Origin of the sequence: Cellulophaga baltica (assembly GCF_018861125.1) — a bacterium.
Lineage (GTDB): Bacteria > Bacteroidota > Bacteroidia > Flavobacteriales > Flavobacteriaceae > Cellulophaga > Cellulophaga baltica_A.
Genome location: NZ_JAHKQN010000028.1, coordinates 23,823 through 39,035, shown reverse-complemented (window position 1 = coordinate 39,035; position 15,213 = coordinate 23,823). Strand labels below are relative to the sequence as shown.

Annotated in this window: 14 protein-coding genes; 13 read left to right on the top strand and 1 reads right to left on the bottom strand. The window is 30.0% G+C overall.

Translation table 11 applies throughout. The features are described from left to right. On the bottom strand, positions 1-624 hold the full coding sequence (locus KO500_RS13585) for a C40 family peptidase (protein WP_215957105.1): 624 nt from the start codon (positions 622-624) through the stop codon (positions 1-3). Between the two features lie 61 nt (positions 625-685). On the opposite strand from KO500_RS13585, the gene KO500_RS13580 reads away from it, so the two are divergent. The 13 genes from KO500_RS13580 to KO500_RS13520 form a co-directional block, all read left to right on the top strand. Continuing rightward, positions 686-1,708 (top strand): PKD domain-containing protein, encoded by a 1,023-nt coding sequence (locus tag KO500_RS13580; RefSeq protein WP_215957104.1) that lies wholly within the window; start codon positions 686-688, stop codon positions 1,706-1,708. 163 nt (positions 1,709-1,871) lie between these two features. Further along, the gene (gene tssD, locus KO500_RS13575) at positions 1,872-2,258 is read left to right on the top strand and encodes a type VI secretion system tube protein TssD (RefSeq protein ID WP_215957103.1); all 387 of its coding nucleotides are present in this window, start codon (positions 1,872-1,874) and stop codon (positions 2,256-2,258) included. 136 nt (positions 2,259-2,394) lie between these two features. Further along, complete coding sequence (locus KO500_RS13570; RefSeq protein WP_215957102.1) at positions 2,395-2,844, top strand: hypothetical protein; 450 nt, start codon at positions 2,395-2,397, stop codon at positions 2,842-2,844. 18 nt (positions 2,845-2,862) lie between these two features. Continuing rightward, positions 2,863-4,221 (top strand): DUF5458 family protein, encoded by a 1,359-nt coding sequence (locus KO500_RS13565; protein ID WP_215957101.1) that lies wholly within the window; start codon positions 2,863-2,865, stop codon positions 4,219-4,221. 153 nt (positions 4,222-4,374) lie between these two features. After that, the gene (gene tssD, locus KO500_RS13560) at positions 4,375-4,764 is read left to right on the top strand and encodes a type VI secretion system tube protein TssD (protein WP_215957100.1); all 390 of its coding nucleotides are present in this window, start codon (positions 4,375-4,377) and stop codon (positions 4,762-4,764) included. A 46-nt stretch (positions 4,765-4,810) separates the two neighbouring features. Then, the gene (locus tag KO500_RS13555; protein ID WP_215957099.1) at positions 4,811-5,659 is read left to right on the top strand and encodes a hypothetical protein; all 849 of its coding nucleotides are present in this window, start codon (positions 4,811-4,813) and stop codon (positions 5,657-5,659) included. A gap of 6 nt (positions 5,660-5,665) precedes the next feature. After that, positions 5,666-6,412: a hypothetical protein gene (locus KO500_RS13550; protein WP_215957098.1), complete on the top strand. Its 747-nt coding sequence runs from the start codon at positions 5,666-5,668 to the stop codon at positions 6,410-6,412. Positions 6,413-6,827: 415 nt separating this feature from the next. After that, positions 6,828-7,313, top strand: coding sequence for a hypothetical protein (locus KO500_RS13545; RefSeq protein ID WP_215957097.1), 486 nt, complete (start codon positions 6,828-6,830; stop codon positions 7,311-7,313). Positions 7,314-7,822: 509 nt separating this feature from the next. Then, positions 7,823-8,824, top strand: a complete 1,002-nt coding sequence (locus tag KO500_RS13540; RefSeq protein ID WP_215957096.1) for a DUF4138 domain-containing protein — start codon at positions 7,823-7,825, stop codon at positions 8,822-8,824. Between the two features lie 4 nt (positions 8,825-8,828). Further along, positions 8,829-9,362 (top strand): conjugal transfer protein TraO, encoded by a 534-nt coding sequence (locus KO500_RS13535; protein WP_215957095.1) that lies wholly within the window; start codon positions 8,829-8,831, stop codon positions 9,360-9,362. 26 nt (positions 9,363-9,388) lie between these two features. Further along, positions 9,389-11,383 (top strand): immunoglobulin-like domain-containing protein, encoded by a 1,995-nt coding sequence (locus KO500_RS13530; RefSeq protein WP_215957094.1) that lies wholly within the window; start codon positions 9,389-9,391, stop codon positions 11,381-11,383. Positions 11,384-11,415: 32 nt separating this feature from the next. Continuing rightward, positions 11,416-14,082 (top strand): Ig-like domain-containing protein, encoded by a 2,667-nt coding sequence (locus tag KO500_RS13525; protein ID WP_215957093.1) that lies wholly within the window; start codon positions 11,416-11,418, stop codon positions 14,080-14,082. Positions 14,083-14,106: 24 nt separating this feature from the next. After that, positions 14,107-15,213 (top strand): DUF5018 domain-containing protein (locus KO500_RS13520; protein ID WP_215957092.1); only part of this gene is annotated, 1,107 nt, incomplete at its 3' end.

The window sequence follows — 15,213 nt, the reverse complement described above, 5'->3', positions numbered from 1 at the left end:
TTATTTTAACAAAGCTCTAGCAGATGAAACATATTTATCTTGCCAATAAGCATCATTTAAATTTGCTATTTCAACACCTCTAGGAGAGTTAGACCCTAAAAACATTCCGTTTTGTAAATATATACCAACGTGAGAAATTACTTTCTCTTTATGACGTAATCTAAAAAAAATAAGATCTCCGTTTTTTAAACCATTTTGGTTTTTAAATGAAACGTCAAGATTGGCATCAAATTGTTGTTGCGACGTTCTTGGTAGTTCTTTATTGTAAACTACATTGTATACATGTTGCACAAAAGCAGAGCAATCAACACCTCTTTTTGTAGTGCCTCCCCATAAATAAGGCGTTCCAAACCAATCTTTTATTGTGCCATACAATTTCTCGTTTTCTAAATCTTCAACAGGGATATTCAAGGCTTTAGCAAAGCTTTCTTTTTCTTCATAAGTTAAATATTTAGTTGTGGCTACTTTTTTTGGTTGTTCATCAACAACTTTTTCTTTTGTTTTTGGTTTATGAGCTTCTGCAATTTGTTTTTTGTAGTAACTTTGGTCTACACTATTATAGGTATTTTTACCACAACTAGTAAGTTGCACAATAAGTATTAAAAAGAGCAGTTTTAGTTTCATAGTTAAAATTGTAATTTTAGCATAAATATAAGAGTTTAATCAATTCTAGAAACCTTTTTTAATGAAAAGTAAAAATCTAAAAACCCACTTTGACCGAAACGTATTTCTTACTTTTTTAGTATTACTTTGCGTTGGTTTAATATTAATTTCTTTTAAAATTAATTCTAAAGTAGATTGTACAAATGCAGATTTCAAAATAATATCAAATTCATTTACAACTGAAGATCTTATTGAATTTAATAGCATAGACGGTTCAGGTGTAGAGTGGAAATGGAATTTTGGAGATAAATCTGAAACAAAATATCAATCAAATGTGGTGCATCAATTTCAAAAACCCGGAACTTATAAAATTTCTTTACAGGTAAATGGACAATGTGAAGTTGAAAAAGAAGTGGTTATTAGCGAGAAAAAAATATTAATCTCTCCTGAATTAATCCCGAATATAATTTTACCAAGAAACGTTAGGGTAGGAGATGAAGTTGTATTTTCAAACGACTCTGATTTTGCAAAAACTTGGCAATGGAGTTTTGGTGAAACATTAAGTATAGATGGAATTAAACAAGAAGAAAAATACACGTTCACATCTCCTGGAGAAAAAACAATCTTATTAGTTGTTAATGGTGATAGAAGGCACGAAGCTAAACAAAGAATTACAGTGCTTGAAAAACGAGAAAGCACAAGAAGACCTGTAAGAGCAACTCCGATTTACGATCCAATAGAACAAGTTTTAGACAATAGTATTCCTGATGCTTTACCGGATCCAGATCCAGTACCTGAAGAAGATAAAAAACCAGAAATTAAAAAAATAGTAGTTTCTTCTGATGATATTAAACAAAAATTAGTTGGCTATTCAAATAGAAGTATAGATGATAGAGCTATTAGAGAGTATTTTTGCTACAGTAGTATACCTGTATTCAATAATAGCGGAGAAAGACACACTATAAACCAACTTTTTAATGCTATTAGAGACAAAAAAATTGAGGTTAATAATATTAAGCTTGTTAAGAATAACAAAACAGGTTGTATAGTTAGTATGACTATTGATATGAAGATAAAAAAAGGCTTGTTTTCTAAAACATTTTAAGCCCTTTATATATATTAAGGTAACAAGCTCTAAATTAGAATTTTGTAGTGCGTTTCGTCGAAAAAATTTCTTACAAGTAATAATAATATTTATGTTTACAGTGTCCTTTAGTGACGTTATATAAATATAAATCGGCAGTATTTGCCAACAAAAACAAATTATTATGGCTTTCAAAGCAAAATTAAAAGTAGCAGGAAAAGAGTTCAACATTTTACATTGTTCTTACGATTTAAATCAAGAAGTTGATCCAACAGGAAGACCTTCTTCTGTAACAAGAGGTGGTCGTATTAGCCTAACAGTTGAGTCTAACGGAGAAACTGGTTTTTTTGAGTGGATGACAAACAATTTTGAAAGAAAAGACGGAACTATCACTTTTGTAAAAAGAGATAATGACGCTACTTTAAAAGAAGTTAATTTTAAAGAAGGTTACTTAATTAAGTACAGAGAAAATTTTGAATCTTCTGGTCAAAACCCACTAACTGAATCTTTTACAATTTCAGCAAAAGAATTATCTAGCGGTGGTGGTGAACATATTAATGAGTGGGTGTAATTAAATTCACACATTTTTTGGAATAAATTTAAAAGGAGGCATACTTAAATGCCTCCTTTTTGCGTTTATTCTTACAATAACTATTTGTTAATAATAAAATTTGATTAAATTTAACAAACTTTAAAAAACATAAAATATGGCTAGTAATTTTGGAATTGGCGCTAATGATGTCAAAGGTGATGCAAGTGAAGCTTTAAATGAAATTCCACAAAACAGAACTTTAATTGCAGGAAAATTAACTCCAAATACACCAATAAAGCCAGAGGTTGTAGAGGGTTTAAAAACTGTTGAAGATATTTTTGAACACTATAGACCAGAATTAAAAATTCCTTTTGAAGATAAAAACGGTGGAACTATCAACGAAACCGTAAAGTTTAACAACTTAGGTGATTTTGGTAAAAAAGGAATCACAAACAATAGTGTATTTTTAAAAGAATTAGAGATTGAAAGTGATCAATACAAAAAAATCATAAAGCAGTTAAAGACAAACAAAATATTAAAATCTGCTCTTCAAGATCCTGAAGCTAAAGGAGCTCTGATAGATACAATTGACGCACTTATAAATGAAATAAAAACAACTAAGTAATCTCACTTCACAATAATTATGGCAAACACTTCGCAGAACAAACAAGAGTCACAATTAAGTGACAAACCATTTATACAACAAATTAAAGAAAAGTCAGATACGCTAGCAAAATATGGTGGCTTTGATTTACTAGAATCGGCAATTGACGATGTTCAAAACTTAAACCCTGATCGTAAAGCGAGAAGAAAAATGTTTTTGACTGAAAATCTTAAAAAATCAGAACGCCAATCTTTACAAAAAATACTAGAATTATGGTCTGAGACTTTAAAGTCAGGTGATGATATTCTTGAGCAAGTTCAATCGGCAGATGACAAATCAAAACAATCGCAAGCGCTTTTAAACAAAAACATTAAGCAGGCTTTAGAAGAATCGGAAGAATTAGAATCTTCATATAGATCCGTTGCTTTATTTTACAAAAATACAGAATCAGCTTCTTTAAAAAACATATCAATTGTAAATGCAGAATTAGAGCAGTTATCTGATTTAGATAACACACGTTTTTTTGATCATATTAGAGAAGAATTAGTTTCTAAATATGATAGATTAGATTTAAGAGATAACTACTCATTAATGGTATTACCAGGTTACCTTGGTTCAAAATCTGTAGTTGACAAATGGGCAAAACTAGCCCATGACAACAAAGTAACTTTAGTAACTGACTTTGCTCATTTAGATGAGCCAGATGATGTTATGGAAATGTTTGAAAGTGCAAATTTAGCCAGTGGTGATATGTTTTTATCTAATACAGTTATGACATGTAATTGGTTAGTTGGTAGAGGCAAGGTAGAAGAAGTAGGTGAAGAAGATGACTTATACGTAGCTCCTTCAGGTGCATTTGCTGGTAAGATATACAAAACATTAATGTCGCAAGTTGCTGCAGGTAAAAAACATGGTGGATTAAGTGAAGTAGATGGTGTTGCTTTTGATCTAAAGAAAGGTGAAATAGCTAACCTCGAAAACTTAGGTCTTGTACCAATGGTTAATGAGTATGGTAAGGTAATGGCATTCTCTGCTAAAACATTATTTAATGGTGATAATTTAGGATTGCAGACTTATTCTGTAGTACGTGTTTTTGATTACGTCACTAAGGTATTAATGGACTTTTTAAACCGTAGAGCTTTTGAAAATTTCAATGCTAAAACTAGAAATGAAATTCATAAGCAGATAGTTAAATTTCTTGATGGTATTACAGGTCCTGATAAATTGATAGAGAATTTCGAAATCAAAAAATTTGAGCAAGATCCTAATCAACTAGACCGTATATTATTAGATGTACGTTTAAAACCTTATTTCCCTGCTAAAAACTTCCTTATTAAAATGGATGGTCAAAAAGGAGATGAAGGTCCTGAGTGGGCAGCTGATTATGAACAACAATAAATATTTTTTTTATTAGTAAAACCTCTATTGTTTAATGCTTTAGAGGTTTTTTTTTGACAATAAATAATTTAAGGTGTTTTATCGACTTTTTTTTGTTGATTAAACAATTGGGTGTATTTTAACACTTCGAAACTTACAATAATAACACAACCTATGTCTTTTTTAGCAAAATTAATTGTTGACGGTCAAGAGTATAACGTATTGCACTGTAACTACAACTTTGAACAACCAATGGATCATACAGGGAAGCCTTCAGGTAAACCAAGAGGTGGTCAAATAATGATAACAATAGAATCTCAAGGAAAATCAGATCTTTTCCATTGGATGATGGAACCAGAACAGACCAAAGACGGAGCCATTTTATTTTATAAACGTGATGCTTTATCACGCTTACAAGAAGTATCTTTTACCGAAGCTTTCTGTGTAAGTCTTGAAGAAGAATTTGATGCTATTGATGATGTTCCTATGCAAAAAACAATTGTAATATCTGCAAGTACAATTACAATTGGTGATATGGTTTTTGAAAATAGTTGGGGAGAGTAAATTTTAACTTCTTTACTACAATAACCACCTTAAACTTTTCTATTATATGACAAATTTTGAACTAGTAAAACAGCGTCGTGACTTAAAACGTTCTTTAAAAGTTGCTAATAATAGCACATCTGCAGAAATAGATAATACATTAACTAAAAATGAATTAGCTAAAAAAAGAACAAATAAGCTAAAACAAGGATTAAAAAAAAGTAAAAAAAAGCAACGGTTTAAACAAGGACAATTAAAAAATTCTGATTCAAATCCACCTTGGTATTCAGGACGTTATAATCAATTAGATGAAGTTGTTGTTAATGGCATAGATAAATCTTTATTAAGTAAATTAAACACAAGTTTGGTTGAAGAAGATAGATGGTGGAAGAAGTCTATTGATCTTAGTTTTAAAAATCCTTGGCCAGAAGCTAGATGGGATTGGTTTGAAAATAACGCAAATGGAGAAAAGGTTTACGGTACTGGGGGAGGTAGCTTAGAATTTGGGAATAGAATAGGAAAAAACAGTAAAGTTTATGGTAGTCAATATATGGACGAATGGATTATACCTGGAGGCGGAGGCGGTAAACTAAATTTCTATAAAAACCTCAATAACTATACTAAGTACGGGATATTAGGAATAAAAACAGTTAGTGAAGCTTATGATCATGGAAATAAATTAAATAAAGTATTAATTGATTATAAAAAATTACAAAAAAATGACTCTATTTCAGTAGTTAAGATGAAGTTGATTACTCATTTAGATATTAAAGCAAATCTAACAAAGTCTTTGGACTCATTAAAGTTTAAAATACCTTTGAATAGGTCTGTTATTGATAACGAAAAACTAAAGGATTCTGTTGAAATACATAATGATAATCAAAGAAATAGTGCTAAATACTGGTTAAATCAATAAGAAAATATGCAAAATAAATTATTTTTTATATTCATTTTAATTTTATTTTCTTGTAAAGAAAAAAATAAAAAATTACAAAAACAATTTTATGATAATGGTAATTTAGAGTATGAATTTACAATAATAGATGATAGCTTAAAACATGGAATATATAAATCTTATTATAAATCAGGAGAATTAAAACATATAGGCAATTATGTTAAAGGAAACGTTCAAGATTCTCTGATAGAATTTTATAAAAATGGAAAAATTAAAGGTAAAGGTATTATAAAAAATGGATATAAATTTGGCTGGTGGTTACATTATAATCAAAAGGGAGTTCTAGCTGGTAAATCTGAATTTTTATTACATGAGAGCAAATTTTTAAAAAATCAATCTATTATTTATAACAATAATGGCTCTATAAATGACAGTTTAAGTTATTATTTTAAAATTAATATTCCCGATACAATTCCTCTTGGAAAAAGCTTAGGTAAGCTTGAATTATATAAAAGTTTAATTAAAAGTGAAAAACTTTACATATGGGTAATCATTGATAATGAATATAAAGATAATATAATTGTAAAAGATTCCTTTAGTGATGGTAGCTTAAAACCTAAATTTGGAATTTTTTCTTCTAAAGTAGGTCTCAAAAAAGTAAAAGGCGAAGTTTATGAAGTTGCTTTCACAAAAGAAAAAGATTCTATGAATGAATTTATGAATATTGATAAGAAATTTTTTGAAAAAATTGTTTATGTCAAAGACACGATATAAAACTAAATTTTGAAAATTTTAACTATACTTATAATAACCGCATTAATACATCATAATTTCAATACTAGAAATTTTAATACATTTCTTAAAAGTAAAATAACGAATTAGACACTCAAACATACTATTCAAAGCGTTAAAGAACAATATACAATTGAGAATATTGGTTCTTTCAATATAAAACAAAATTTTCTATTCGGTTTTTATTAATAAATACTATGATCAATCATTCTAAATAACACTAAAATAGCTAAAGTTTATTTAAGAAAAAGATTTTCCTCAGACGTTGTTTTAAATATAAATTTAAAAAAAGAAACAAACGAGGAAATAATTTTTTATAGTCTAATTTTATTAGCTATAGAGTGCTGTGATTGATGGAGGTTAAGTTGAGTTTTTTATATGAATTAAAAATATTTAAATGAAATATATAACATTTTCACTAATTTTAATTATACTAGGTTGTTCTGATAACAAGGTGAAAAAAAAACTTAATTACAGGAATCCTAGACAAAAAACATTTGAAGTTATTGGAGAGAGTAAAAGACTTGAATATAAACTACCAGACACTCTACAATTAAAAGACACCTTAAATGGATATTTAATTTTTAAGTCAAGTTTTGATACATTAAATTTGAGAGAAGAAGATGATCATTTTGTAGATTTTTATTTTGCCAAAACAAATTCGATTTCGAACAAGTTTGAAGAATTTTCACAAAAAAAAATAGATACTTTTGCTCGTATTCGTGACAGTATTATTCCTATTTTTAATATAACATTTGATAAAAAAGGTAGCCAATTATTTGAAGGTTATATTGTAGATTATTTATTTCAAGAACACAGTGAAGATAGTATTAGGTTTAGAACAAACAAGCAACAAATAATGTACCGCGTATTTATTAAGTAATATTTTATTATCTCCATTTAAAAAGTTACTTAATAAGTATTAAAATCTTGAAATTGGTTTTAAATAAAATATGATCTCACTAAAAATAGAATTATATGGAGATATAAAGGCATTTGACTCTAATGGTAATATTTACTTTTCGGTAAAAAGAAAATTTAAAATTAACGGAGAAACTATTTTAAGTTTTTATAGTGACAATCAGTTTATTTTAAAAACAAGATATTCAACTATAATACCATTTTCGAAAGTCAAAATAAATAGCCAAGACTTTAAGCATAAAATCAAAGTTATTTAAGAATAATTATATAACTAATACTATTTAAATTCTAATAGAATATTTTTCAGTCTATATAGTACCACTTTATTTACTTTTTTATCGAATTTACTTACAACTTTTATGTTATTGATAAAATAACTGTTATTTTTAATCCCTTAATTATTTTTAATATATTAATTCTTAAAATTGTTCGTTATTAAAATGTAATGAACGTTTCAAGGAATACCTTTTTATGAATAAAAGTTATCTTATTACAATACTATATTTTATTCTTTCAGCTCCTTTATTTGCACAAAATAATGCTGAACCTTTAACAATTAAAGCAAATCAGAATACTACTATTACTTTATTTTTTCCCTCAGCAATAGAAACTGTAATTCCACCTGGGATTAATTATAAGTTTGATTATGAAATAGGAAATACTCTAGCTACTTTACAAGCAAGAAAAGGTTCTCCTAGTAACCTTACAGTAATAACTGTGCAAGGAGAGGTTTTTTCAATTTTCTTAAACTATTCTGAAAAACTCGATACATTTACTTATTTATTTACTCCAGATCAAGCTGTTGGTCAAGTGAACGTAAATAATGCATCTCAAAATTCTGACTCTAAAATGGTAGAACAAGAAGTAACGCTTGCTCAAGACCTACCTAAAACTACAAAACCAACTATTGAATTTCCTGAAAAACCAATTAATTCTGCTCCTTCACTAAATTCAGATGTAATTAAAAGTCAAAACAATTTTGATCAAGACGGAATTGTGGATTCAGAATTATACACTGTTGAAGAATCTGGCTATGGTAATCAAGAAGGAGATTTGTATGAATCTGACCCTGAGCAGTATTATCGAATATTTTGTGAAAATAATTATCTACAAAAAACAATATACAAAAGAAGTTTTCGTCAAAATAAAAAAATTATTATTCGCTTAAACAATATATTGGTAGACCGTGAAGAAGTATATTTTATGTTAAACCTAGAAAACACATCTAAAAAAGAATATGCGGTTAATGGGTTGAGTTTTTTCATTAAGGATAAGACAAATAATCCTAAAATTTTAGAACCTGTTTATACATTTAACTTACAGACATTGATTGATCCTGAAAGTAATAATGAAATAGTATATGTTTTTAAAAAATTTCCGGTTTCAAATGATGAAACTTTAGAAATAGTTTTAGATGAAAAAGACGGAAACAGAATGGTAATATTACCTTTAGACTATAAATATTTAAACTAACCTAATGAAATATTTTTTAATACTATTTGGCTTTTTAGTTACTAATTTTTTAAGCGCTCAAGCATTTCCTAAATCTGTTATGGCAACAGGAGGCATTTTCGGAGATGGCTACGGAGGTGAAATAACGTTTAATAATAATATAGATGAATTTTCATTTACTCAGATTGCATTAGATGTATCATTATCCAATTATGAATCAGGAGAAGTTTCTATTCCGTATTCTAGTTATACTTTATCATATTCATATTACACTACACTTTATGCAACAGCAAGAAGATATAAAGCAATAAGTATGGGTATAGGTTTATTAGGTGGTTATGAATTAGTAAATGGCGGACAAAATGAATTTTCTAATATTGTTTTTTTAGATGGTGATAGTAAATTTATTTATGGTGCTCAGGCAGGACTTGAAATAGACATAATTATTAGTAATACATTATCTGTTGTAGCAAAAACTACAGAATTTTATCATATGAATAGTGATTTTGGTCAATTTACCAATTATTCTGGTTTAGGAATACGGTATTATTTTTTCTAAAATAAATTATTTAATAACCATCCCAAATGAAAAAACCTACCAAATACATATTAAGCTTTATCTCTATCTTACTAGTAATAATTGCGTGTACAAAACAAGTTGGTTTATATACTGAGGTAGAATTTGAGTTAGCAGAAACTCATGAGTCTGAAGGTTATGTAAATACAGCATTGACTACAGTAATTACAGTTACTCCTGAAGAATTAGTTGATGGGTATAGTTATAGCTATTCGTATAAAATTAATAATGGATCTGGTTATTTTGAAGACGAATCTGGTACTATTATTATTTCTGAAGGAGAAAAAATAGCATTAGACCCATTGACAGCATTAATAACGTATATACCTACGGAAGTAGGAGACCATTCGATAGTCTTTACAGCAGAAGACTCTTTCGGCTTTACAGAACAAGTAATAGCAACCTATTCTGTTACTGATATTCCTGTTACTTGGACTGCGTCAGCTAGTACAGATCAAATACTCCTTGGAGATTCAGAAGCAATAACAGTTGTACTAGGTTCAGAAACAGAAGATGAAGAGGTAACTTATCAAAGGGATTATTCTTTTACAGAGGGCACTAGTACGTTAACAACTTCTGAAGGAGCTGATGAAACTTTAAATGAATTAGTTGAAATAACACCAGGAACCTATGAATTAGAATTTACAGCAACAGAATTAGGTTCAGTTACTATTGAATTCTTATTAGAAGATTCAAACGGACAAGAAGTAATAGCAACGATAAGTTTTGAGGTTGTAGAAGAATTAGATACAACTGCACCCGTTATCACATTATTGGGAGAATCAGAAATCACAGTAACAGTTGGAGATACATACATAGATGAAGGAGCAACAGCTACCGACGATATTGATGGAGATCTTACGAGTGAAATAGTTACAATAAATCCAGTTGATACGAGTATAGCAGGTGAATATACAATTACATATAATGTAGAAGATCAAGCAGAAAATAATGCTACAGAAGTAATTAGAACAGTTACTGTCGTAGAAGAATTAGACACCACACCACCCGTTATCACATTAGTAGGAGAATCAGAAATCATAGTAACAGTTGGAGATATTTATGTTGATGAAGGAGCAACAGCTACCGACGATGTAGATGGTGATATTACTAGTGATATAGTTACACTAAACCCAGTTGATACTAGTGTAGCAGGTGAATATACAATTACATATAATGTAGAAGATCAAGCACAAAATAATGCTACAGAAGTAATTAGAATAGTAACAGTCGCAGAAGAAACAGACACCACAGCACCCGTTATAACATTAGTAGGAGAATCAGAAATAACAGTAACAGTTGGAGATGTTTATATTGATGAAGGTGCGACAGCTACCGACGATGTAGATGGTAATCTTACAAGTGAAATTGTTACAGTAAATCCAGTTGATACAAGTGTAGCAGGTGAATATACAATTACATATAATGTTACAGATGAAGCACAAAATAATGCTACAGAAGTAATTAGAATAGTAACAGTTGAGGAAGAATTAGACACTACAGCACCAGTTATAACATTAACAGGAGAATCAGAAATCACATTAACAGTAGGAGATACATATACAGATGAAGGAGCAACAGCTACGGACGATATAGATGGTAATCTTACAAGTGAAATTGTTACAGTAAATCCAGTTGATACAAGTGTAGCAGGTGAATATACAATTACATATAATGTTACAGATGAAGCAGAAAATAATGCTACAGAAGTAATTAGAATAGTAACAGTTGAAGAAGAAGCAGATACCACAGCACCCGTTATCACATTAATAGGTAGCAATTATAAAACTATAACAGCTGGAGATAGTTATACTGACCAAGGAGCAACCGCTATTGATGATGTAGATGGAGATATTACTAGTACTATTATTACCGTAAATACTGTTGATACAAACACTAGTGGAGAATATTTAATCACTTATAATGTTACGGATCAAGCGGGTAATAACGCAATAGAGATAACGAGAATTGTAACTGTTTTACCTAATTATTATGATTATTAATTAGGTGAAAGTTTAATAAAAATATAACCACAATGAAAAAACCAACCAAATACATACTAAGCTTTATCTCTATCTTACTAGTAATATTAGCTTGTACAAAACAAGTTGGTTTATATACTGAGGTAGAATTTGAATTAACAGAAACACATGAGTCAGAAGGTTATGTAAATACAGCATTGACTACAGTAATTACAGTTACTCCTGAAGAATTAGTTGATGGGTATAGTTATAGCTATTCGTATAAAATTAATAGTGGATCAGGTTATTTTGAAGACGAATCTGGTACTATTATTTCTGAAGGAGAAAAAATAGCATTAGACCCATTAACGGCATCACTTAATTATATTGCTACCGAAATAGGGGACCATACTATAGTTTTTACAGCAGAAGACTCTTTCGGCTTTACAGAACAAGTAATAGCAACCTATTCTGTTACTGATATTCCTGTTACTTGGACTGCGTCAGCTAGTACAGATCAAATACTTTTAGGAGCTTCAGAAGCAATAACAGTTGTATTAGGTTCAGAAACAGAAGATGAAGAGGTTACTTATCAAAGAAATTACTCTTTTACTGAGGGCACTGGTACGTTAACAACTTCTGAAGGAGCAGATGAAACTTTAAATGAACTAGTTGAAATAACACCAGGAACTTATGAGTTAGAATTTATAGCAACAGAACTAGGTTCAGTTATTATTGAATTTTTATTAGAAGACTCAAACGGACAAGAAGTAATAGAAACTATAAATTTTGAGGTTGTAGAAGAATTAGAGCAAAGCGATACAAATTCAATTACTTCTTTTGAATTGGAAGGAATAACTATTGATAATCCTGAAAATGAAATTACCATTACATTACCTTATGGAACTGATGTTTCGGCATTAATTCCTACAATTGAGCATAATGGAGCAAGTATATATCCTAATAATACTCCTCAAGATTTTTCTAGTTCAGTTACTTATACTGTTACAGCAGAAAATGATGATACACAAGAATATATTGTTACAGTTGAATTAGAAGTTGGAGAAAGTTCATCAAATGATATTACTTCTTTTGAATTAGAAGGAATAACTATTGATAACCCTGAAAATGATTTTACCATTACATTACCTGCAGGAACTGATGTTTCTGCATTAACTCCTACAATTGAGCATAATGGAGCAAGTATAAATCCTAATAATACTCCTCAAGATTTTTCTAGCTCAGTTACTTATATTGTTACAGCAGAAGATAGTTCTACACAAGAATATATAGTAACAGTTGAATTAGAGTCAGGAAATGAACCTACAGCTGAAAATTTTGATGTAACTGTTGATGAAAATTCAACAAGTAATTTAATAGACGTTACAGATAAAATAGGTGATGAAGACGGAGATACTCTAACGGTTACTATTAGTTCTGCATTAAATGGAACTGCTAGTATATCTGGTACAGTAATTAGTTATACACCAACAAGCGGGTATTCGGGTAACGATCAAATTACCTATACAGTTGATGATGGAAGTGATTCTGTAAATGCGACAATAAGTATAACAGTTAGTCCATTAACAAATAATGAACCTGTAGCAAATGACGTTAGCATAAGTGTTGAAGAAAATTCAAGTAGCAATACTATTGATCTTACAAATGAAATGTCAGATATTGATGGAGATACGCTTACTGTAACTTTTATAAACCCAGCTAATGGTACCGCTACAATATCAGGTACAGTAATTAGTTATACTCCAACAAGCGGATATTCTGGTAACGACCAAATTACTTATACAGTTGATGATGGAACTGATTCTGTAAATGCTACAATAACTATAACAGTAACAGCTTTAGCAAATAATGAACCTGTAGCTAATGACGTTAGCATAAGTGTTGAAGAAAATTCAAGTAGCAATACTATTGATCTTACAAATGAAATATCAGATGTTGATGGAGATGATCTCACGGTTACTATTGGATCAGCATTAAATGGTACCGCTACAATATCTGGTACAGTAATTAGTTATACTCCGACAAATGGATATTCTGGAAACGACCAAATTACCTATACAGTTGATGATGGAACTGATTCTGTAAATGCAACAATAAGTATAACTGTCAACGCTCTAAACCAAGCTCCAACAGCAGTAGCTACTGGACCTTCTTCAATATTTACTGGAGGCACAGCTCAATTCTATGGAGATTCATCTACAGATCCTGATGATGATACATTGTCATATTTATGGGATTTTGGTGATGGAGGAACCTCTACAGAAGCTAACCCTTCCCATTCATATTCAACAGCCGATGATTATACCGTAATATTAACGATCAATGATGGAAATGGAGGAACAAACTCAACAACTTTAACTATATCTGTAGCAACTCCAATAACGTTTGATTCTTCTACAGGAGAGTATACTGCTCCCGCGGGTTCAACAGTAACAATAATTTTGCGTTCTATAGGTGATATGGGTAAAGGAGATGCAATTGTAAATGTAGATGGAGTAATGATAGTCTCCAATTTTTACAATACTATAGATAGTTTTAGTTTAACCGATGAGGAAAGTTTTACAATGCCTGAAAGTGGAAGTGTTGTAATTACAGGAAGTCATGACAATTTATATGATTCTGATGGAACAGTTTCGTATTCCTCAGTAAATATTTCAAATAGTGAGTCTTCATCCACTCAAAGTTTGTTAATGGATATTAACAATGGAATACCACAATAAATTATAACAAACTAACCAACCACAATGAAAAAACCAACCAAATACATACTAAGCTTTATCTCTATCTTACTAGTAATACTAGCTTGTACAAAACAAGTTGGTTTATATACTGAGGTAGAATTTGAGTTAGCAGAAACTCATGAGTCAGAAGGTTATGTGAATACAGTATTGACTACAGTAATTACAGTTACTCCTGAAGAATTGGTAGAAGACTATAGCTATAGTTATTCGTATAAAATTAATAGTGGATCTGGTTACTTTGAAGATGAATCAGGCACTATTATTTCTGAAGGAGAAAAAATAGCATTAGATCCATTAACTGCTTCAATAACGTATATACCTACGGAAGTAGGAGATCATACTATAGTTTTTACAGCAGAAGACTCTTTCGGGTTTACAGAACAGATAATAGTAACTTATTCGATTTCTGATATTCCTATTATTTGGACTGCGTCAGCTAGTACAAACCAAATGCTTTTAGGAGATTCAGAAGAAATAACAATTGTATTAGGTTCAGAAACAGAAGGTGAAGAGGTTACTTATCAAAGAAATTACTCTTTTACAAAGGGCACTGGTACGTTAACAACTTCTGAAGGAGCTGATGAAACTTTAGATGAGTTAGTTGAAATAACACCAGGAACTTATGAGTTAAAATTTACAGCAACAGAACTAGGTTCAGTTACTATTGAATTCTTATTAGAAGACTCAAATGGACAAGAAGTAATAGAAACTATAAGTTTTGAGGTTGTAGAAGAATTATCTTCCGAAAAAGAAATAACTAGTTTTAGTATCAATGATGTTTACGGGATATTAACAGATACTAGAATTGCTATAGAACTTCCAGAAGGCACAGACCTTACCGCATTAACACCAACAATAGTACATTCTGGAGAAACAATAAGTCCTGCTTCAGGTACAGCACAAGACTTTACCGATCCTGTTATTTATACAGTTATAGCAGAGGATAGTTCTACTCAGGAATACACGGTTACATGTACGGTAGAAGAAGCTATTATTGTAGTTACAAATGTAGAAGTTACAACTAATCCTGTGAGTTTAGAAGAAGGAGAAACGCAACAATTAAATGCTACTATTACCCCAACTGATGCTACAAACCAAACAGTAACATGG

Excerpts from the sequence above, each read along its gene's own strand:
- KO500_RS13570 (WP_215957102.1), top strand. The coding sequence starts at position 2,395 with ATGGCTAGTAATTTTGGAATTGGCGCTAATGATGTCAAAGGTGATGCA.
- KO500_RS13565 (WP_215957101.1), top strand. The coding sequence starts at position 2,863 with ATGGCAAACACTTCGCAGAACAAACAAGAGTCACAATTAAGTGACAAA.
- tssD (WP_215957100.1), top strand. The coding sequence starts at position 4,375 with ATGTCTTTTTTAGCAAAATTAATTGTTGACGGTCAAGAGTATAACGTA.
- KO500_RS13580 (WP_215957104.1), top strand. The coding sequence starts at position 686 with ATGAAAAGTAAAAATCTAAAAACCCACTTTGACCGAAACGTATTTCTT.
- KO500_RS13525 (WP_215957093.1), top strand. The coding sequence starts at position 11,416 with ATGAAAAAACCAACCAAATACATACTAAGCTTTATCTCTATCTTACTA.
- KO500_RS13540 (WP_215957096.1), top strand. The coding sequence starts at position 7,823 with ATGAATAAAAGTTATCTTATTACAATACTATATTTTATTCTTTCAGCT.
- tssD (WP_215957103.1), top strand. The coding sequence starts at position 1,872 with ATGGCTTTCAAAGCAAAATTAAAAGTAGCAGGAAAAGAGTTCAACATT.
- KO500_RS13550 (WP_215957098.1), top strand. The coding sequence starts at position 5,666 with ATGCAAAATAAATTATTTTTTATATTCATTTTAATTTTATTTTCTTGT.
- KO500_RS13555 (WP_215957099.1), top strand. The coding sequence starts at position 4,811 with ATGACAAATTTTGAACTAGTAAAACAGCGTCGTGACTTAAAACGTTCT.
- KO500_RS13535 (WP_215957095.1), top strand. The coding sequence starts at position 8,829 with ATGAAATATTTTTTAATACTATTTGGCTTTTTAGTTACTAATTTTTTA.
- KO500_RS13545 (WP_215957097.1), top strand. The coding sequence starts at position 6,828 with ATGAAATATATAACATTTTCACTAATTTTAATTATACTAGGTTGTTCT.
- KO500_RS13530 (WP_215957094.1), top strand. The coding sequence starts at position 9,389 with ATGAAAAAACCTACCAAATACATATTAAGCTTTATCTCTATCTTACTA.
- KO500_RS13585 (WP_215957105.1), bottom strand. The coding sequence starts at position 624 with ATGAAACTAAAACTGCTCTTTTTAATACTTATTGTGCAACTTACTAGT.